Here is an 18497-nt window from a genome sequence, read left to right as displayed (position 1 = left end):
AGGGGCCCGCACCGTGTGCCGCGACCGCAGACCTCGCGGGCAGGAGCCGCTGAAGGTGGGAACACCGTCAGCGCAGAGCTTCCGCGTCCCGGGGCGACAGCCGACAACCCGACGGGTGCACCGACGAGATGTGCCGGGTGGCCCTCGACGCCGAAGCACGGTCGATCGTCCTCCGCCGGCACTCGCAGCACGCCATCTGGTTCGTACTGCTGGTCGTCGCGGTCGTGCTGATCGGCGTCGGTCGCGCCGCGGCCCACCGCCGGCACCACGTCGAGCTCGCGACCGGTCGGCGATCGCGCGCTGCTGCGACACCCGCAAGGGCCGGGTCACGTGTCCCTGCGTGCTTCCGCGGCGGACAGCAAGGCAGCACCTCGCAGGTCACGGTGATCAGGGAGTACGTGCCCGGCGGCCCGTGGCACAACGGTCGGCGGGCCTGATCGGGCCCGCCACTAGCCTCACGCGGGTGAGCGATGCGTGGCAGGAGTTCCGCCGAGAGGTGTTCGGAGATCCTTACCTGGTGTGGCACGAAGGCGCCGACATCGACGCTCTGACCGCCGAGCACGAACGCCGGCCGGAGCACGTGGAACGGATGGTGCGCGCGGGCGTCGCCGAGCACGACCACGTCGCCGTCGAGTCGCTGGGTGGCCTGGCCCGCCTCGGTCGTGCGCCGGCGGACTCGGTCGCGTTGCTGCGGTCTGCTCTCGCGTCGGCTCGAGGTGTCTTCCGCGTGCGCACCGCGCAGGTGCTGTGCGAGATGACCGGCTCCGTCGAGTACGTGTCCGAGGTCGCTGCCGTGCTCGAAGGTCTCGGGCACTGGGGCGACCGGATCGACGCTGCCCTGGCGCTGCGGCGGCTGCCCATCACCCCGCGCTCGCTGGCGGCGTTGCACCGCGGGGTGCTCGACGAGGAGTCGCTGGTGCGCCATCACAGCGCCAACGGCCTGCTGGGCCTCGCGGGCAGGAAGGCCGACATCGCGAACCTCAGCGGGTTCGCGCGGGTCACCAGCGGGGATCCGGCGAAGTGGCGTGCCGTGGCCGACGACCTGCTCGGCGCCTTCGCCGTCCGGACCGCCGGCATCTGCGGTGACCGGGAGAGCTTCGCCGTGGAACTCGGTCCCGCCGACTACTCCGCGCCGCACCACAGGGCCGCGCGGATCTACCTGGCGGGCACCCGGTTGCCCGGCGCGGACCGGCTGCACGTGCCGGCGCTGCGCAACATCGGCGTGTGGACCACGTACCCCGATCGGCCGGCCGCCTACCAGAACCTGCGCCCCGCGCTGGAGCACCTGGGCTTCGCCGATCTGCCCGCGTCGGTCGCGCTCGAGCAGGACGAGACCGCCGCCACGCTGGACGCCGTGGCGGCGGCGCTCGACTTCGACACAGACGTGTCGCGTTGGCGCGCAACGGATCTGCTCATCGGAGACAGGTCACGCCTCGCGATGGAGATCGGGCCGGCCGATCCGGAGGCCGCACGACTCCGGACCTGCACGGTGTGGCTGGACGGCGCCATCGTCACACCGTTCGACAACACGGCGTACGTGCCCCAGTTCGCGCACTCGCTGCGAACAGACGCCGCTCGCTACCGGGCTGGGCGGTCGCCGGACTTCGCGTACTGGGGTCCCACCACCAACGACCTGGACGCGGAGTTGCACCCGGACGGCACGCTCCGGTACCGGCTGCGCTCGCGGATCGACGGCGTCGGCGACCGCGAAGGAGCGGTTCGGCTGCACGTCGACGAGATCATCGCCGTGTTGGAGGAGACCGCCGACGTGCTGACCGCCTCGACGTGAGCGCGGCCTGATCATCGGAACGGACCGGCCGGGAAACCCGGCTGGGAGCGGACACGTCCGAAGCGGTCGAGGCCGTGCGAGCCACGGACGTCCCCACCTCGTCCTGCCCGTCTCGTAAGGCACGGGCCTCGGCCTGCCGGTTCGCGCCGACGAGCGCTCAGAACACGAACGTGCAGTTGACCACGCTGTACTTGCCCGGGACCACGTCGCGCCACTCGCGGTTCCACGTGCCACCCGCCTTGGCGCAGATGCCCGGCGCCTTCGCCTCCGCGTCGTCCTCGTCCGAGATCAGGCCGCCGGCGTCGACGTCGAGCACGCGCTCGGTGGTCGGCTCGAACACGAACGCGCAGGTCACCATGCTGTACTCGCCCGAGGTCTGGCCCGGGGTGAACCACCCCACGTTGAACCTGCCGCCCACCCGCTCGCAGATGGCCGGCCCCTTGGCCTGCGCCTCGTCGTTGCCGAACAGCGGGCCACCGGCCGGAATGGTCAGCAGGCGCGTCGTGGTCTGCACGGCGGACGACGGCGGGCCGGAGGACGTCGTGGCGGCGGATGACGTGGCGGCGGACGACGTCGGGACGGGCTGCGACGAGACGGTCGGCGAGGCGACGGGCTGCCCCAGGGACCGGACGAGTGGGTACAGGGTGATCGCCGCCGCGGTCACGGCCAGCAGGACGAGTGCCGTGACGACCCACGCACGCCACCCGCCGAGCGCGCGACGCGGGCGCTGAGCCTGGCCTGGCAGCACTCGGGTTCCTCGCGGATCGACCGCCGGGCGGCCGAGGCTCGGCAGCCTCGTGGTGGCGTCCGCGGAGCCGGCCGGGACCGGGTGCCGCGAGGTCGTGAGGGCGGTGCGGGCCGCCGCCGCCAGTGCTCCAGCGCTCGGATAGCGGTCCCGGGGGTTCTTCGCCAGCGCGCGGACCACGACGTCGTCCAGGCCGGGCGGCAGGTTCGGGCGCAGGGCGCTCGGCCGTGGCGGCGGGGTCTGGAGGTGGGCGAACATCATCGCCATGTTGTTCTCGCTCGGGAAGGGCAGCTGTCCGGTGAGCAGCTCGTGGAGCACGCAGCCCAGGGAGTAGATGTCGACGGCCCGCTGGAAGGCGTCCACGGCCGGGACCGGCTGGAGCCGCTCCGGCGCCGTGTACCTGGGGCTGCCGAGCGCGGCGTCGCCGGTGCTGGTGTCGAGTGCGTTGTGGACGATGCCGAAGTCGATGAGGTAGGCGAACTCGTCCGCGCCCGTCCCGACGACGATCACGTTGGAGGGCTTGACGTCGCGGTGGATCAGGTTCTCGGCGTGCGCGGCGTCGAGCGCGGCACCGATCTGCCCGACGACGTGCACCGCACGGGCCGGGTCGAGTGCCCCCTCCCGGCGGAGGAGGGAGCCCAGGTCGAGGCCGTCGACCATGCGCATGTCGATGAACAGCTGGCCGTCGATCTCGCCGAAGTCGTGGATCGGGATGATGTGCGGCTCTCGCAGGCGGGCGGCCACCTGGGACTCACGCCGGAACCGCGCCTGATAGCCGGTGTCGGAGGCCAGACCGACCGGCAGGAGCTTCAGCGCGACGGTGCGGTCCTTGACGGTGTCGTAGGCGCGATGGACCTCGCCCATCCCACCGCGGCCCAGCAACGACTCCAGCCGGTACGGACCGAACATCCTCGTCGCCGAAGAAGCACTGCCGGGATCGGTCACTTCGCAGGTCCTTCGGGAGTCGCCGTTGAGGGAGCGCAACCGGCCGTACCGTACCAGTCGGGCGAATGTCGCCCGATGGATTGCCACGCCAGGTGTTTGTCACCCCGAACGGTTGATGCTGATGAGTGAAAGTCCCCGCCGCTGACGAGGGCTGCTGGCCACGGAGAGTTGACTCGGTCGTTGTTCCTCCGGCAGGCAGGTGGCGTTACCGCCGCACCACGCACCCCTAGCGCAGCCGCCTGCCGATCCGGTCGAACTCGGACGCCATCTCCGGGTGCGCGAGGAAGTCGTCCAGCGCCGCGGTGACCTCGTGGTCGACCACCTCCAGCGATCGGATCGCCAGCTGCACGACGGGCTCGGGGTCGCGGTCGGCGAGGAACTCCGCCCAGTGCTCCAGAGCCTGCAGCGCCTGCAACACCTGCGTTTCCATGTCGCCGTCGGACAGCGTGCCCTCGTCGATCGCGTGCAGCCACGCGCGCAGCTGGTCCGGGGTGCTGCCCGCCGGATCCCTGCGGGCCAGTTCGAACGCCTGCCGGGCGTCCTCGTCGAACTCGGCCTCCGCCGCGTCCGCGAGGTCGTCGCCCGAGGTCAGCCGGACCACGGTCTCCGCCCCGAACCGGTGCCGCTTCTCGCCGTCTGCGGACAGGACCAGCTCACGGACGGCCTTCTCGACCTCGTCGTAGCGCACGGCGCCATTCAACCAACTCGATCCGCGACGACACACTGGTCAACCATCGTTTTACCGATCCAACCCGGTGGGCCGATAGCATGAGGGGAATCGAGCGGAAGAGGTGCTGCGGTGACGGACACGCCGGGACGCGGATCCGCACCGCGGCAGGGTTCCGGCTCGGTGACGATCGCTCACGTCGCCGCGGCGGCGGGGGTGTCCAAGCAGACGGTCTCCAACGTGATGAACGCTCCGGCGAAGGTGCGCACGGAGACGCGGGAACGTGTGCAGCGGGCCGTGGCGGAGCTGGGGTTCCAGCCGAACCGGCTGGCGCGGGCACTGAGGTCCAGCGCCGCCGGGATGATCGCGTGCCGCATCGAGCCCGTCTCCTCGCACTCGCTCGCCCACCTGCACGACCGCTTCCTCCACGCGCTGGCCGAGGCCGGGCAGGCGTCCGGCAGGCACCTGATGTTGTTCGCGGTGGACGACGCGGAGAGCGAGGCGGCCACCTGCGTCCAGCTCGTGCGCACCGGTTCGGTCGAGGGTGTCGTGCTGTACAACGTGGTTCCCGACGACCCACGGCCGTCGATCTTGACGGACGCACGGGTGCCGTTCGTGTGCTTCGGCCGGGTCGCCGATGCCGGCTGGGTGGACGTGGACAACGCGCAGGGCGTCGCCTCGGTCGTCGACCACCTGGCGGGGTCCGGCCACCGGAGCATCGGTTTCCTCGGTTTCCCCGAAGGCCACCGCGTCGGCGACGATCGCGCCGAGGGGTGGGTGACAGCGATGGACCGGCACGGTCTGCTGGCGGGCAGCCACCGTCTCGACGTGCGGGGAGAGGACACCTGGCTCAGCGGTGCGAGGATGGCCCGCAGCCTGCTGGGCCGGCCCGACGCGCCGACAGCCCTCGTCGCGGCGTCGGACACGTTGGCGGCGGGTGCGCTGCAGGCCCTCCGCGACCTGGGGCTGTCCCCCGGTCGGGACGTGGCGGTGGTGGGCTACGACGACACCCCGTCGGCGGAGGTCCTCGACCTATCCAGCGTCCGGCAGCCGCTTCGCGAGGTCGGGCGGCGGATCGTGGAGGCCCTCTGCTCGCCCGGCGGGACGGCGACTCCGGTGACGTCGCTGCTGCCGCCGGAGCTGATCGTGCGTGGTTCCTCCCGGCCCCAGGCCTGATCCCGACCGGTTGGATCGATCCACTTCCCTCGATTGACACCGCCAACAGCGCTGTGGTTGTGTGCGTCACACGGGATTTTATCGATCCAAGAACGTCCTTGGGGCCGCCGCCGAGCTAGGGCGTCGTCGGGAGGAACCCAGAGATGAACAGGCACAGTCGAAGGCGGCGCGGCTGGATGGCCGCAGCCGTGAGCGTGGCGCTGGCCCTGGCCTGCAGCTCGCCCGCGTGGCACTCGGGACAGGCCCGCGCCGCGGTCACGCAGCACGACAGCGCTTCGATCGGGTGGGAGGGCGACTACTACGGCGTCCTCACCCACAAGGACGGCAGCTTCGACGTCCACTCCGGACCGAACACCACGGTCCGTTTCGGGATCTACAACAACCCCGGACGTGTCCAGTGGTTCAACGCCGGGGGCTACTACCCCGCCCTCACCACGCAGTTCGAGCGGGACAACAGCACCGTCACGATCACCAACTTCGGTGACCGGGTGACGATCGGCGGCCGGGACTTCGTCGCCGTCTACTCCAGGGTCAGGGTCGTCAACCACGACACGGTCGCGCACGTCCTGGACCCGGCACCGACCGGTGGGACCCTTCCGCTCACCCGGCCGTCGACCACGGTCCAGCCGGGGCAGACCACCGACTTCGACTACGTGATCGCGGCCGACCGGTTCGGCCAGGGTTACGCCTGGCCCACGGCCTCCGAGCTGACGGCGGCCGGCGGGTACGACACGCACTACGCGCACATGACGTCCTACTGGGACGGCAAGCTGGCGCAGATCGCCCAGATCCAGGTTCCCGACCCGCAGCTGGCCAACGCCTACCGGTCCGGACACATCACCACGAACCTCGTCAAGGACGGCAACCGCCTCAACGTCGGCGAGAACGGCTACGACGCCATCTTCAACCACGACCTCGTCGGCATGCTGGTGCAGCTGCTGGAGGCCGGTGACCTGAACAGGGCGAAGGACTACCTGCCGACGCTGATCGCCCAGGACGACCCGAACGACATCACCCGGATGTACCCGGACGGGACGTGGAAGTACAACTGGCCCTGGGCGGTGTACCTGCGCAAGACCGGTGACGCGGCCTTCGTGCGGTCCCACTTCGCGACGATCAGGCAGACCGCGCACCGGATCGAGTCCGACGCGACCGGCCCCGGCGGGATCATGAAGGCCACCGTCGCCGTGGACCACACCGGTCACTGGACCGTCGACAACCAGTCGGCCCTGCTCGCTCTGCTCACCTACAAGTACATCGCGACCACTCTCGGCGAGACCGCCGAGGCGTCGTGGGCCGGCCGGACGTACGACACCCTCCTGCGGGCGGTCGACGCGCGGCTGAACACCACGATCTCGAGCAACGGCCTGTCCTATCTGCCTTGTGCGATGGACGTTCCCAACAGCAGCGCCAACGTCTGCGGGCAGACCAACAACGGCAACTGGGCCTCTATGTTCCTCTTCGGCCGTTGGGCGTGGGACGGCCAGCTGTGGGGCAGCGCCCCGGCCGGGCCGATGATCGACCTGATCGACTCCACCTACGACAACGGCTTCGCCCGTCTCTCGGGACTGCCCAGGCACACCTTCGGCGGCTACCCCGGAGTGAGCAGTTCCTACAACGCCGGTTACGGCTCGGCCGGTCTGGCCTCCTCCCGCTACCGCTCCGAGGGGATCCACGGCTACCAGTACCTGATCCAGAACGCCCAGAGCGCTCCGTTCTCCTGGTGGGAAGGGATCCAGACCGTCGGGACGAGCAACTGGTCCCCCGGCACCCACAGCACCGCGGGCAGCGGGTCCAGCCCGCACATGTGGGGGCAGGCCAACGCCTCCAAGGTGCTGCTCGACTCGTTGCTCGCCGAGAAGCTCGACGGCACCGTGATCGTCGGCCGCGGACTGCCGAACCAGTGGCTCCGCGACGGGGCCACCACCTCCGTGGCCAACTACCCGATCACGGGCGCCAGGCGCATGGGCGCGTCGATCACCGCCTCCGGGGCGGACGTCACCCTGACCCTGACCGGCGCCACCCCCGCGGGCGGCGTGAGCTTCGAGGTACCCGCGTTCCTCGGGAACATCTCCAGGGCGAGCACGGGAACGGTCGACGGCGCGAAGGGAGTCGTCCGGCTGCCGGCCGGTGCGAACTCGGTCACCGTGACCCTCGCGCGGCCGCCGGTGTTCACCGAGAAGGGCGGCCTCGACCTGCAGGGCTACTGCACCTCGATCGGCGCCGTGAACGGGGTCGTCCTCGCGGGGACGACCGCCCACGACTGGCGCTGCGTCACGGGCACTGGAGCACGGGTGGCCATGGACCTCGACGACGCCTGCCAGCGCCAGAACCCGCACGAGCAGGCCGTCTTCTCCCGGTCCGCCGCCATCGCCGACCCGTACAGCTGGAAGTGCCTCGCCTGAACCACCGCGACCTGACTGAGGTCGTTCACGGCCAAGGACTTCTGGGCGGAGGAGCCCGCAGCCGAGCGGTGTCGGGCACGGGTGATCCAGACGAGTCCGGATCACCCGTGCCCACTCCGGCCGAGCCGTCGAAGGCGATCAGGCCCTCGCAGCCGGGCGTCGAACGTTGGTGGATTCCGCTGTAGACAGTGGCAAGGTGGTGGCATGAGTCCGCGAACAGGCCTCACCCGCGTGCTGGACGACCTGGGCACCACGCTGATCGACCTCGTGCGGGGTGATCCGGGCCGTGCCGCCGACATCGGCGGCGTGGTGATCCACGACCCGGACGACGACCAGGCGTTGCCCCTGGGCGCGCTGGTGCTGGGCGTCGGCGTGCGTGAGCCGGCGCCGTTGCTGCACCAGCTGGGCAAGGACGGGGCGGCCGCGCTGGTCGTGCGCGGCCCGATCGTCCTCACCGAGGAGGTCTCCGAGGCCGTCGACAGCTCCGGGGTGGCGCTGCTCGGGCTGGCGCCGGGAGCGTCGTGGACGCAGCTCGCCGCGATGCTGCGGTCGTTGCTCGCGGAGGGTGAGGTCGACCCGTCCGAGACGCTCGGCGGGGTGCCGGCCGGGGACCTGTTCGCGCTGGCCAACGCGGTGGCGTCGCTGATCAGCGCGCCGGTGACGATCGAGGACCGCAGCTCGCGCGTGCTCGCGTTCTCGGGGCGTCAGGACGAGGCCGACTCGTCGCGCGTCGAGACGATCCTGGGCAGGCAGGTCCCGGCGCGCTACTCGCAACTGCTGGAGGCGCGAGGGGTGTTCCAGCAGCTCTACCGCACCGATCAGCCCGTCTACATCGAGGACCTGCCCGCCGACGACGGCTCGCTGTGCCTGCCCCGCGTCGCCGTGGCGGTGCGGGCGGGTGACGAGTTCCTCGGGTCGATCTGGGCCGCCGTGCGCGGGCCGCTGTCTCCGGACAGTTCCACGGCGTTCGGTGACGCGGCCAAGCTCGTGGCGTTGCACATGATGCGCCAGCGGGCGGGTGCCGACGTCGAACGGCGGCTGCGCGCGGACCTCGTCTCCACCGCGATCGAGGGTGGCGCGGGCGCGGCGGAGGCGGTGCGGCGGCTGGGGCTGGCCGACCAGGCGTGCGTGGTGCTGGCACTCGCACTCGCGCACTCGCACGGTGACGACCCGGCCGCGCACGCCCGGTTGCTGGCCGAACGTCAGCAGGTCGCCGACGCGCTGGCCATGCACCTGACGGCCGTGCACCCCCGTGCCGCGGCCGCGTTGATCGGCGACGTGGCCTACGCGATCCTGCCGGCCGAGTCGGACGACCGGGCGCTGCGGATCGCCGCGGACTTCCGCACCCGCATCGGCAACCCCGTGCTGGTGGGCGTCGGCGAGGTGTCGGACGGCCTGACGTTGTCGCGGTCGCGGGCCGGGGCCGATCTGGTGCTGCGGGTGTTGCGGGCCGGACGCGCGTCGCGGTCGGTGGCGCGGGTGTCCGACGTGCACGGCGAGGGGCTGTTGCTGGAGCTGTCGGACCTGATCGCGGAGCGCGGGGACACGCTGACCGGGCCGGTCGCGCGGCTGATCGCGTACGACCGCAAGCACAGCGCGTGCCTGGTCGAGACGCTCGGCGCGTGGCTCGACGCCTTCGGTGACGTCGCCGCCGCCTCGGCCGCTGTTTTCGTGCACCCCAACACGTTCCGGTACCGGCTGCGGCGGCTCTCGGAGGTCGGGGAGATCGACCTCGGTGACCCGGACGCGCGGTTCGCGGCGATGCTGCAGCTCAGGCTGTGGCGACCAGGTGGCGCCGAGCCAGGGCGATGAACGCCTCGGTCGACAGGTGCGGTGTCGCCGCCGGCCACGCCAGGTGCACGGTGATCGGGTCGGCGTCGGTGATCGGCAGGTAGGTCACGCCGGGGTGCGGGTGGTGGTGGCTCGTCCCGGCGGCCGTGACCCCGACCGTCGCACCGGTCGCGATCGAGGTCAGCCACTCGACCACGCCGGGCACGTCCACCGTGCGCGGGCGGGCGCCGGAGGGCCAGAGGTCGGCGCTCGTCGTCGCCGCCGTCTCGCACACGGCGACGCACTCGCCCACCAGGTCGTCGAGCGTGAGGGCGTCCCGGGCCGCGAGCGGGTGGTCGTCCGCGACGGCCGCGATCCGGGGTTCCTCGATGAGCGCGGCGTGGCCGAGGCCGGCGCCGGCCGGTGGTGTGCGCAGGACGGCCACGTCCGCCTCGCCGCGCCGCAACGCCGCCTCGGGGTCGTCGGCCTGGCGGATGCGGACCAGGATCTCCGGGTGCTCGGCACGCCACTCGCGCAGGAACGGGATGGTGAACCGGCCGAGCGCGGCCCACGCGAAGGTCAGCCGGATCGGCTGCGGCTGGACGGCCTCGGCCAGGGCCGAGTCGAGCGAGGTGAGGATGCGGTGGCTGTGCTCCCACAGGCGGTGGCCGGGGTCGGTCAGGGCGACGTGCCGGGTGGTGCGTTCGACCAGCCGCACGCCGAGGCGTCGTTCCAGCTGGTCGAGCGTGCGGGAGAGCGCGGGCTGCGTGACGTGCAGCGCTTGGGCGGCCGCGGTGATCGACCGGTGGTCGCCGATCGCGGCGAGTGCCCGGAGATGACGCAGCTCGACATTCATAACCGCCGATCATAAGTGCTGCACGAACGGCATTTCACTCTTCGCCGCAACGCTCCTAGCGTCGACGGCATGAGGATTCTGCTCGTTGGAGCGACCGGCCTGCTGGGCACCGCGGTGCACGAGGTGCTCACCGAACGCAAGCACGACGTCGTGACCGTCTCGCGCACCGGAGGCGACCTGCAGTTCGACGTGACCGACCCGGTCCAGGTGGCCGAGCTCTACCAGACCGTGGGCCGGGTGGACGCCGTCGCGTCGGCCGCCGGGCACGTGCCGTTCAAGCCGTTCGGTGAGCTGACGATCGAGGACTACCAGGCCGGGGTGACCGGGAAGGTGCTGTCCCAGGTGGCCCTCGTCCGGGAAGGGCTCGCGCACGTCACCGAGTCGTTCACGCTGATCACGGGCGTGCTGGCGCGCGAACCGATCGTCACCGGCGCTGCCGCGGCACTGGCGAACGGCGCGGTGGAGGCGTTCGTGCGCGGCGCCGCGATCGAGATCGCCCCGCAGCGGATCAACGCCGTCAGCCCCACGGTCTTCGCCGAGGCGCTCGACGTCTACGGCGACTACTTCCCCGGCATGAAGCCGGTGCCGCTGGCCGACGTGGCGCAGGCGTACGTCCGATCGATCGAGGGACGGCAGACCGGCCAGGTCTACGTGCCCTGAACCTCTAAGAACCCTGAACCCGCACCCGCCCGAGCAGGCGGTCCACGAGGTCGGGCAGCTCCTGCTCGCCCGCTCCCTCCAGCCACAGCGCGATGCCGGTGCGGATCGTGGTGAGGAACGTCGCGGCCATCAGCCGGGCGGCCTCCTCGTCCGGTTCGCGCCGGACCAGCACGGCGGTCAGGTCGCGTTCGAGCGCGACCTGGTCGCCTGCCTGTCGTGCGAGCAGTGACGGATGCCGGCGCAGCAGCCGCAGCTGGACCATCCACTCGACGTCCGGGAGGGGCCGGACGCGGTAGAGCTCGGCCGTGGACGCGCGCAGGGCCTGCCAGGCGTCCTCGGCCTCGGGCCGCGCCTCGACCAGCGAGACCAGCGCCCGGAGCCGTTCGCGGTCGGCGTCGAGGACCGCGTCCTCCTTGCTGGTGAAGTAGTTGGAGAACGTCCGGCGGGACACCCCGGCCGCGTCCGCGATGTCCTCGACCGTCACCCCGTCCAGGCCGCGCTCCACCGCCAGCCGCAACGCCGCCCCGGCCAGCGACCGCCGGGTCGCGGCCTTCTTGTGCTCGCGCAGAGTGGTGAGGGTCTCCATGCCCCACAGCCTAACCGGAGTAAGTTGCTCATTGCGCAAATTTGCACGACGCGCAAGAATTAAGGCGACGAAGGGGCGGATGTGAAGATCGAGACTCGGGCGATGGGGCACCGGCAGGTGCTGGAGTCGCTGTCGGGACTGCTGCTCGCGCTGTTCGTGGCCATGGTCAGCTCCACGGTGGTCTCCACCGCGCTGCCGCGGATCATCGGCTCGCTCAACGGCACGCAGACCCAGTACACGTGGGTGGTCACGGCCACCTTGCTCACGGCGACGGCCACGACCCCGATCTGGGGCAAGCTCGCCGACCTGTTCAACAAGAAGACGCTGGTCCAGGCCGCGATCGTGGTCTTCGTGATCGGGTCGCTGCTCGCCGGCTTCGCCCAGGACACCGGACAGCTCATCGCCGCCCGCGCGTTCCAGGGCATCGGCGTCGGCGGCCTGCAGTCGCTGGTCCAGGTCGTGATCGCCGCGATCATCCCGCCGCGCGAACGCGGCCGCTACAACGGCTACCTCGGCGCGGTCATGGCCGTGGCGACGGTCGGCGGCCCGCTGCTCGGCGGCCTCATCGTGGACGTGTCGTGGCTCGGCTGGCGCTGGTGCTTCTGGGTCGCCGTGCCGATCGCCGCGCTGGCGTTCGTGGTGCTGCAGGCGACGCTGAAGCTGGAGACCGTGCGCCGGGAGAACGTGAAGATCGACTACCTCGGCGCGACGCTGATCGCCGCGGGCGTGAGCGTGCTGCTGATCTGGGTCTCGTTCGTCGGCAACTCGTTCGACTGGATCTCGTGGCAGAGCGCGGCCATGGTCGCGGGCGGCCTGGTGCTGCTGGGCGCGGCGATCGCCGTCGAGCTGCGCGTCGAGGAACCGGTCGTGCCGCTGCACATCGTGGTCCAGCGCACCCCGGCCCTGGCGATCGTCGCGAGCCTCGCCGTGGGCATGGCGATGTTCGGCGGCGCCGTGTTCCTCGGCCAGTACTTCCAGATCGGCCGCGGCTACTCCCCGACCGAGGCGGGCCTGCTGACCATCCCGCTGATGGCGGGCGTGCTGCTGTCGTCCACGATCTCCGGCCGCATGATCAGCCGCACCGGCAAGATCAAGCCGTACATCGTCACGGGCACGATCGTCCTGGTGCTCGGCTTCCTCGGCCTGGGCTTCGTCGACCACGCGACCGCGCTGTGGATCGTCGGTGCCGCGATGGCCGTCGTGGGCATCGGCGTCGGCATGACGATGCAGAACCTGGTGCTGGCCGTGCAGAACAGCGTGCCGCTGAGCGAACTGGGCGCCGCCTCGGCGTCCGTGACGTTCTTCCGCTCGCTGGGCGGCACGATCGGCGTCTCGGTGCTCGGTGCCGTCCTCGCCAACCGCGTGACCGCCGACCTCTCCGCCGCGCTGCACGTGCCGGCGGGCCAGTCGACCGGCAGCACCAGCGCGCTGAACCTCGCCGCCCTGCCGCCCGAGGTCCAGACGATCGTGCACACCGTCTACGGCGACGCGACGGCGCACATCTTCCTGATCTCCGCCGCGGTCGGCGTCATCGGCATCGTCGCGGCACTGCTGCTCAAGCCGATCACGTTGCGCACGACGATCGATCTCGAGAAGAAGGAAGCAGACTCAGCGGTCGCTCGCTGACACCCGAGGGGGAACCATGAGCGCCGGCCTCAACAACGCCTTCGAGTCCACGGTGGACTCCTTCGGTCCCGCTCCCCTGCCGTCGTCGAGGACCATCATGGTGGGCATCGACGGCACCGACACCGCGATGCGCGCGACGGCCTCCGCCTTCGGCCTGGCCCGCCGCCAGGGAGCACGGCTCGTCGTCACGTTCGTGGCGTGCCACTCCTCCCTGGCGGCGCTGAGCCCGGCCGTCGCGTCGGTGTTCGAGCACGAGGCGACGGCCCGCCTGCACGCCGAACTGGCCGAGCAGGTGCGGTCGTCCGCCGAGGAGCTCGACGTGCCGGTGACGTTCCTGAAGGCGTTCGGCGACCCGTTCACGGTGCTGCGCGACTCGGCGGACCAGTGCCAGGCCGACATGGTGGTCGTCGGGGCGTCGCAGCAGGCCGGGCACCGGTTCGCCGGGTCGGTGGCGACGCGGCTGATCCGGTCGGGGCGGTGGCCGGTGCTCGTGGTGCCCTGACCGCCTCCTTCCCGCACGACACGAACGCCCGGCTCGATGACTCGAGCCGGGCGTTCGGCGTTCCACCGACAGGGCTTCGGCTCACACCTCGGACGACTTTGACCCGAAGTGGACAGATTGCGCCTATCGATCGCGTGATCGGTTGCCATAGGTCGGAGCACTGCTACGGTACCTCCGGGCGCAAGGTTATCTAAACTTAATTTAGTATTTATTCTTGACGCGATCGGATGGCCGAAGCATGCTTTGGCCACTCGACGACGAGAGGTACGGGTATGCCGAGAACCCTGCTGTCCGTGGCCACCATCGCCCTGGCGCTCTTAGCGCCCACGGCGGTTGCCGCCGCCGCACCGACCACACCGGTAGAACACGCGGGTGTCGACCAAGGCGCGCCCACCTACTACGACTCCGGCATCGCACGCACTCCGTACATGGGGTGGAACTCCTACTTCGCCGTGGGCGCGGCATCGGAGGAGAAGGTGCTCGGGGTGGCCGACCACCTCGTGAGCAGCGGCCTCGCGAAGGCCGGGTACGACATCGTGTGGATCGACGGCGGGTGGAACGCGAGCCCGCCGCGGGACGGCAGAGGTTCGCTCGTGCCCGACCCCGCGCGGTTCCCGTCCGGGTTCACCAAGCTGGTGGACATGTTGCACGCCAAGGGGTTGAAGGCGGGCATCTACACCGATGCGGGCGCGTGGGACGGCAAGAACTGCGCCGCCGGCAGCGGTGGCGGGTACTACGAGGCGGACGCGAAGCAGTTCGCCGGGTGGAAGTTCGACGCCATCAAGATCGACTTCCTGTGCGGCATCGCGCAGAACATGGACCCGGCCGTCGCCTTCACGCAGTTCTCCGCGGCGGTGCGGAAGGCCGGGCGCAAGATGATCCTCAACCTCTGCAACCCGGTCACCGACGAGTGGAGCGTGCCGCACCGCTGGGACCAGACCGCCTACGTGGCCTACACCTACGGGCCGCGGGTGGGTGACTCGTGGCGCACCAGCACGGACGTCGCGTTCGGCACGCCGTACGAAGGCATCTGGCGCGACGTGCTGCGCAACATGGACCGCAACCTCTACCGGCCCGGCGCGCAGGGTCCCGGTCACTACAACGACCCGGACTACCTGATCCCGATGCGCAAGACCGAGCAGGGCACGTACGAGCTCAACGAGGAGGAGTCGACCTCGCAGCTCGTCATGTGGTCGGTGATGGCCTCGCCGCTGATCATCGGGTCGGACCCGCGCACGCTGCCGCCGTCGATGATCGAGACGCTGAAGAACCCCGAGATCATCGCGGTCGACCAGGACCCGCTGGCCATCCAGGGTGTCCGGGTCGCGGGTTCGAACAACGTCGACGTGTACAGCAAGGTGTTGTCCGGCAAGGGTGAGCGGGCAGTCGCGGTGCTCAACCGCAACGAGCAGCCCACCGAGTTCACCGTCACCCTCGCCGACACCGGCCTCAAGGGCACCGTGGCCGTCCGCGACCTGCGCGCCCGCGCCGACCGCGGCACGGCGACCGGCACCCACACCGTCACGGTCCCCGCGCACGGGACAGCGTTCCTCAAGCTGCGCGGCGAGACCGCCGTCCCCGGCACCGACCTCGGTGGCGAGACGTCGGCCAGCCCGGCGCTGGTCCGCTGGGACGACGAGAACATGGCCACCTTCGCCCGCGACAGGTCCGGCCGCCTCGTCCAGCGCTCGATGGTCGACGGCGAGTGGCGCGGCTGGGTCGTGCTCGGCGGTCCTCGCGGCGGTCAGGTCCTCGGCCAGCCGTCCGCGTTCGCGAGTCCGAACGGCCGCGTCGACCTCTTCGTCCGCGGCACGGACAACGTGGCGTACCAACGGACCTTCGCGAACGACAGGTGGGGCGGCTGGACCTCGCTCGGCGGCTCGCTGACCGACTCCGTGTCGGTGGCGTTCACCGGACCGGACAGCTGGAGCCTCTTCGGCCGCGGCGCCGACGGCCGCGTGTGGACGCGCGACCAGGCGACCAGCACCTGGACGTCGGTCGGTTCGCCCGGCAACCAGCAGATCTACGGCAGGCCCTCCGCCGCGACGGTGGCGTCCGGCACGTTCGTCACGGTCCGCCTGCAGGACGACTCCGCGTGGTACCGCAGGCGCACCGCGAACGGCTGGTCCGCGTGGACCTCGCTCGGCGGCGTGATCAGCGGCAGCCCGACGGCCGTGGCCAACGGTGACCGGGTCAACGTGTTCGTGCGCGGCAGCGACTACACGCTGTGGCAGCAGGACCTCGTCGACGGCGCGGGCACGTGGTGGACCAAGCGCGACCAGTTCGTGAGCAACGCGCTCACCGGAGCGGTCGGCGGCACGGCCGGCACGAACGGCTCGACCTGGGTCGCCGTGCGCGGGCCGGACAACGCCGTGCACGTCTCCGACCTGACCGCCCGCTGACCGCACAACTTCCAGTAGGAGCACCACGATGACGACTCGTCGCGCCTTCTTGAAGGCCTCCGGAGCGTTAGGCTTGGGCGCCATGGTCCTGCCCACGTTCTCCGCGCACGCCGAACCCCAGCGACCATCCGGCACCCCGCTGGCCGCCGACCCGACCACCCTCTGGTACCCCGCTCCCGCCGACGAGGCGAAGATCATCGAGCAGGGTCTGCCCATCGGCAACGGCCGTCTCGGCGCGCTCGTCGGCGGTGGCGTCGAGAAGGACTTCCTGTACCTGACCGACGTCACGCTCTGGACCGGCGAGCTCAACGACGCCCTCGAAGGCGACGGCCAGCTGCCGTACGACTCCACGCACTTCGGCACGTTCTCCATGCTCGCCAAGCTGTACGTCGAGGTGCCCGGCCACGCGGGTGCCACCGGGTACCGCCGCGAGCTCGACCTGAGCAACGGCCTCGTCACCACGAAGTACACCCACGGCGGCAAGCGGTACCGGCGTGAGGTCTACTCGAGCCACCCCGACGACGTGGTGGTCGTCCGGCTCGTCGGGCCGAACCAGTCCGGCACGATCTCGCTCGTCGGCGCGCACGGCGAGCCGACGGTCGGCGACGCGCCGCACACCGCGGCCGTCTTCACCGGCTCGTTCCCGAACAAGCTGGCGTACAGCGGTGTCGTCACGGCGTTCAGTCCTGATGGAACGGTCGAAGTGGACGGTGCGAACCTCGTGTTCGCCGGCTGCTCGGACCTGGTGATCGTGTTCTCCGGCGGCACGAACTACGTCCCGGACGCCTCGGCCGGGTTCATGGACCCGCTGGTGGAACCGGCGAAGCTCGCGCTGCAGAAGGCGAACGTGCGTGCCAAGGCCGATGCCCTGCTGCGCACGCACGTCGCGGACTACCGCAAGAAGTACGACCGGCAGAAGGTCGACCTCGGCCGTTCCACCGACGCCCAGCGCGCGATGGACACGTGGACCCGCCTGCGGGCGAGGGCCGCGAGCACCACGCCGGACCCGGAGCTCGAGGCGAGCTACCTCCAGTTCGGCCGCTACCTCGCCATCACGGGCTCGCGCGACAACCTGCCGATCAACCTGCAGGGTCTGTGGCTGTCGAACAACAACCCCGACTGGTACAGCGACTACCACACCGACATCAACATCCAGATGAACTACTGGCTCGCGGACCGGGCCGCGCTGTCGGACACGTTCGAGGCGCTCGCGAACTACTGCGTGGCCCAGCTGCCGGCGTGGACGAACACCACGCAGTCGGTCTACCAGGACGAGCGCAACCGGTTCCGCAACACCAACAACCGCGTCGCCGGGTGGGCGGTCGCCTTCTCCACCAACATCTACGGCGGCAGCGGCTGGTGGTGGCACCCCGGCGGCAACGCGTGGCTGTGCATGTCGTTGTTCGAGCACTACGAGTACACGCTCGACCGCGACTACCTGGCCAAGATCTACCCGTTGCTCAAGGGGGCCTGCGAGTTCTGGGAGGCCCGTCTCGTCGAGACCCCGCAGGGTCTGGTCGACGACCACGACTGGTCGCCGGAGCACGGCCCGCAGGACACCCGCGGCAACACCTACAACCAGGAGCTGGTGCACCACCTCTTCGGCAAGTACCGGATCGCGACCGACGTGCTGCGCCGCGACCAGGCCTACGGCAGGAAGATGTCGGCCCTGCGGGAGAAGCTGTACCTGCCGGTCGTCAGCCCGAAGACCGGCATGCTGCAGGAGTGGATGTCGCCGGACGACCTCGGCGAGACCACGCACCGGCACCTGTCGCCGCTCGTCGGCTTCTTCCCCGGTGACCGCATCAACCGCGACGACTCCCCCGCCGCGGTCGTCGAGGGCGTGAAGCAGCACCTGATCACCCGCGGCATGGAGAGCTTCGGCTGGGGTCTCGCGTGGCGAGCGGCCTGCTGGGCCAGGCTGAAGGACGCCGACCGCTCGTACGAGCTGATCCAGAAGGTCATCCGGCCCTCGATCAACCACGCGAACGGCACCGCGCCGAACTTCTTCGACATGTACAGCTTCGGCGACCGTTCGATCTTCCAGATCGACGCGAACCTCGGCGCTCCGGCCGCGATGCTGGAGATGCTGCTGTACGCCCGTCCCGGCGTGATCGAACTGCTGCCCGCGCTGCCCTCGGCGTGGAGGACCGGCTCGGTCACCGGCATCGGTGCCCGCGGCGGCTTCACCGTCGACCTGGCGTGGAAGGACGGGAAGGTCACCAGCGCGACCGTCCGCAGCGTGGGCGGCACGGAGACCGAGGTGCGCTTCGGCAGGTGGAAGAAGAAGATCAAGCTGCACGAGGGGCAGTCCGTCACCCTTCGTCCGTGAGCCGCCCGGTTCGCGGTCACCAGCGCCCTAGGATCG

At 70.7% G+C, this 18497-nt stretch carries 14 protein-coding genes; 10 read left to right on the top strand and 4 right to left on the bottom strand.

The features are described from left to right. The first annotated feature begins 137 nt into the window (after nt 1–137). Nucleotides 138–437, top strand: a complete 300-nt coding sequence (locus ACWF7A_RS08790; protein WP_452249846.1) for a hypothetical protein — start codon at nt 138–140, stop codon at nt 435–437. Nucleotides 438–463: 26 nt separating this feature from the next. Next, complete coding sequence (locus ACWF7A_RS08785; protein WP_452249845.1) at nt 464–1789, top strand: hypothetical protein; 1326 nt, start codon at nt 464–466, stop codon at nt 1787–1789. Nucleotides 1790–1946: 157 nt separating this feature from the next. On the opposite strand, the gene ACWF7A_RS08780 is transcribed toward ACWF7A_RS08785, so the two are convergent. Further along, the gene (locus tag ACWF7A_RS08780; RefSeq protein WP_452249844.1) at nt 1947–3479 is read right to left on the bottom strand and encodes a serine/threonine-protein kinase; all 1533 of its coding nucleotides are present in this window, start codon (nt 3477–3479) and stop codon (nt 1947–1949) included. A 226-nt stretch (nt 3480–3705) separates the two neighbouring features. Then, nucleotides 3706–4167: a hypothetical protein gene (locus ACWF7A_RS08775; RefSeq protein ID WP_452249843.1), complete on the bottom strand. Its 462-nt coding sequence runs from the start codon at nt 4165–4167 to the stop codon at nt 3706–3708. Between the two features lie 111 nt (nt 4168–4278). On the opposite strand from ACWF7A_RS08775, the gene ACWF7A_RS08770 reads away from it, so the two are divergent. From ACWF7A_RS08770 to ACWF7A_RS08760, 3 genes are all read left to right on the top strand, one after another. After that, entirely contained in the window at nt 4279–5322 is a 1044-nt protein-coding gene (locus tag ACWF7A_RS08770; protein WP_452249842.1) for a LacI family DNA-binding transcriptional regulator, read from the top strand. Between the two features lie 143 nt (nt 5323–5465). Then, entirely contained in the window at nt 5466–7727 is a 2262-nt protein-coding gene (locus tag ACWF7A_RS08765; protein ID WP_452249841.1) for a hypothetical protein, read from the top strand. Nucleotides 7728–7931: 204 nt separating this feature from the next. Beyond that, the gene (locus ACWF7A_RS08760) at nt 7932–9539 is read left to right on the top strand and encodes a PucR family transcriptional regulator (RefSeq protein ID WP_452249840.1); all 1608 of its coding nucleotides are present in this window, start codon (nt 7932–7934) and stop codon (nt 9537–9539) included. Here ACWF7A_RS08760 and ACWF7A_RS08755 read toward each other — a convergent pair. Beyond that, nucleotides 9499–10353: a LysR substrate-binding domain-containing protein gene (locus tag ACWF7A_RS08755; protein WP_452249839.1), complete on the bottom strand. Its 855-nt coding sequence runs from the start codon at nt 10351–10353 to the stop codon at nt 9499–9501. The genes ACWF7A_RS08760 and ACWF7A_RS08755 overlap by 41 nt on opposite strands. Nucleotides 10354–10422: 69 nt before the next feature. Here ACWF7A_RS08755 and ACWF7A_RS08750 point away from each other — a divergent pair, with 69 nt between their 5' ends. Next, nucleotides 10423–11013 (top strand): short chain dehydrogenase, encoded by a 591-nt coding sequence (locus ACWF7A_RS08750; protein ID WP_452249838.1) that lies wholly within the window; start codon nt 10423–10425, stop codon nt 11011–11013. Between the two features lie 4 nt (nt 11014–11017). Here ACWF7A_RS08750 and ACWF7A_RS08745 read toward each other — a convergent pair whose 3' ends face one another. Then, the gene (locus ACWF7A_RS08745) at nt 11018–11599 is read right to left on the bottom strand and encodes a TetR/AcrR family transcriptional regulator (RefSeq protein WP_452249837.1); all 582 of its coding nucleotides are present in this window, start codon (nt 11597–11599) and stop codon (nt 11018–11020) included. A 102-nt stretch (nt 11600–11701) separates the two neighbouring features. Here ACWF7A_RS08745 and ACWF7A_RS08740 point away from each other — a divergent pair, with 102 nt between their 5' ends. From ACWF7A_RS08740 to ACWF7A_RS08725, 4 genes are all read left to right on the top strand, one after another. Then, on the top strand, nt 11702–13225 hold the full coding sequence (locus tag ACWF7A_RS08740) for an MDR family MFS transporter (RefSeq protein WP_452250155.1): 1524 nt from the start codon (nt 11702–11704) through the stop codon (nt 13223–13225). A gap of 16 nt (nt 13226–13241) precedes the next feature. Then, a complete protein-coding gene (locus ACWF7A_RS08735) occupies nt 13242–13727 on the top strand; it encodes a universal stress protein (RefSeq protein WP_452249836.1) in 486 nt (161 codons plus the stop codon). Between the two features lie 272 nt (nt 13728–13999). After that, a complete protein-coding gene (locus tag ACWF7A_RS08730) occupies nt 14000–16129 on the top strand; it encodes a hypothetical protein (RefSeq protein WP_452249835.1) in 2130 nt (709 codons plus the stop codon). Nucleotides 16130–16211: 82 nt separating this feature from the next. Then, nucleotides 16212–18461, top strand: coding sequence for a glycoside hydrolase family 95 protein (locus ACWF7A_RS08725; protein ID WP_452249834.1), 2250 nt, complete (start codon nt 16212–16214; stop codon nt 18459–18461). Nucleotides 18462–18497 lie beyond the last annotated feature (36 nt).

This window comes from Lentzea sp. NPDC055074, assembly GCF_053608005.1.
This window is presented reverse-complemented; position numbering and strand designations above follow the sequence as displayed.

What these genes read in the sequence shown, in the direction of transcription:
- ACWF7A_RS08725 (WP_452249834.1), top strand. Translation starts at nt 16,212, where the DNA reads ATGGTCCTGCCCACGTTCTCCGCGCACGCCGAACCCCAGCGACCATCC.
- ACWF7A_RS08765 (WP_452249841.1), top strand. Translation starts at nt 5,466, where the DNA reads ATGAACAGGCACAGTCGAAGGCGGCGCGGCTGGATGGCCGCAGCCGTG.
- ACWF7A_RS08750 (WP_452249838.1), top strand. Translation starts at nt 10,423, where the DNA reads ATGAGGATTCTGCTCGTTGGAGCGACCGGCCTGCTGGGCACCGCGGTG.
- ACWF7A_RS08735 (WP_452249836.1), top strand. Translation starts at nt 13,242, where the DNA reads ATGAGCGCCGGCCTCAACAACGCCTTCGAGTCCACGGTGGACTCCTTC.
- ACWF7A_RS08745 (WP_452249837.1), bottom strand. Translation starts at nt 11,599, where the DNA reads ATGGAGACCCTCACCACTCTGCGCGAGCACAAGAAGGCCGCGACCCGG.
- ACWF7A_RS08730 (WP_452249835.1), top strand. Translation starts at nt 14,000, where the DNA reads ATGCCGAGAACCCTGCTGTCCGTGGCCACCATCGCCCTGGCGCTCTTA.
- ACWF7A_RS08760 (WP_452249840.1), top strand. Translation starts at nt 7,932, where the DNA reads ATGAGTCCGCGAACAGGCCTCACCCGCGTGCTGGACGACCTGGGCACC.
- ACWF7A_RS08755 (WP_452249839.1), bottom strand. Translation starts at nt 10,353, where the DNA reads ATGAATGTCGAGCTGCGTCATCTCCGGGCACTCGCCGCGATCGGCGAC.
- ACWF7A_RS08740 (WP_452250155.1), top strand. Translation starts at nt 11,702, where the DNA reads ATGGGGCACCGGCAGGTGCTGGAGTCGCTGTCGGGACTGCTGCTCGCG.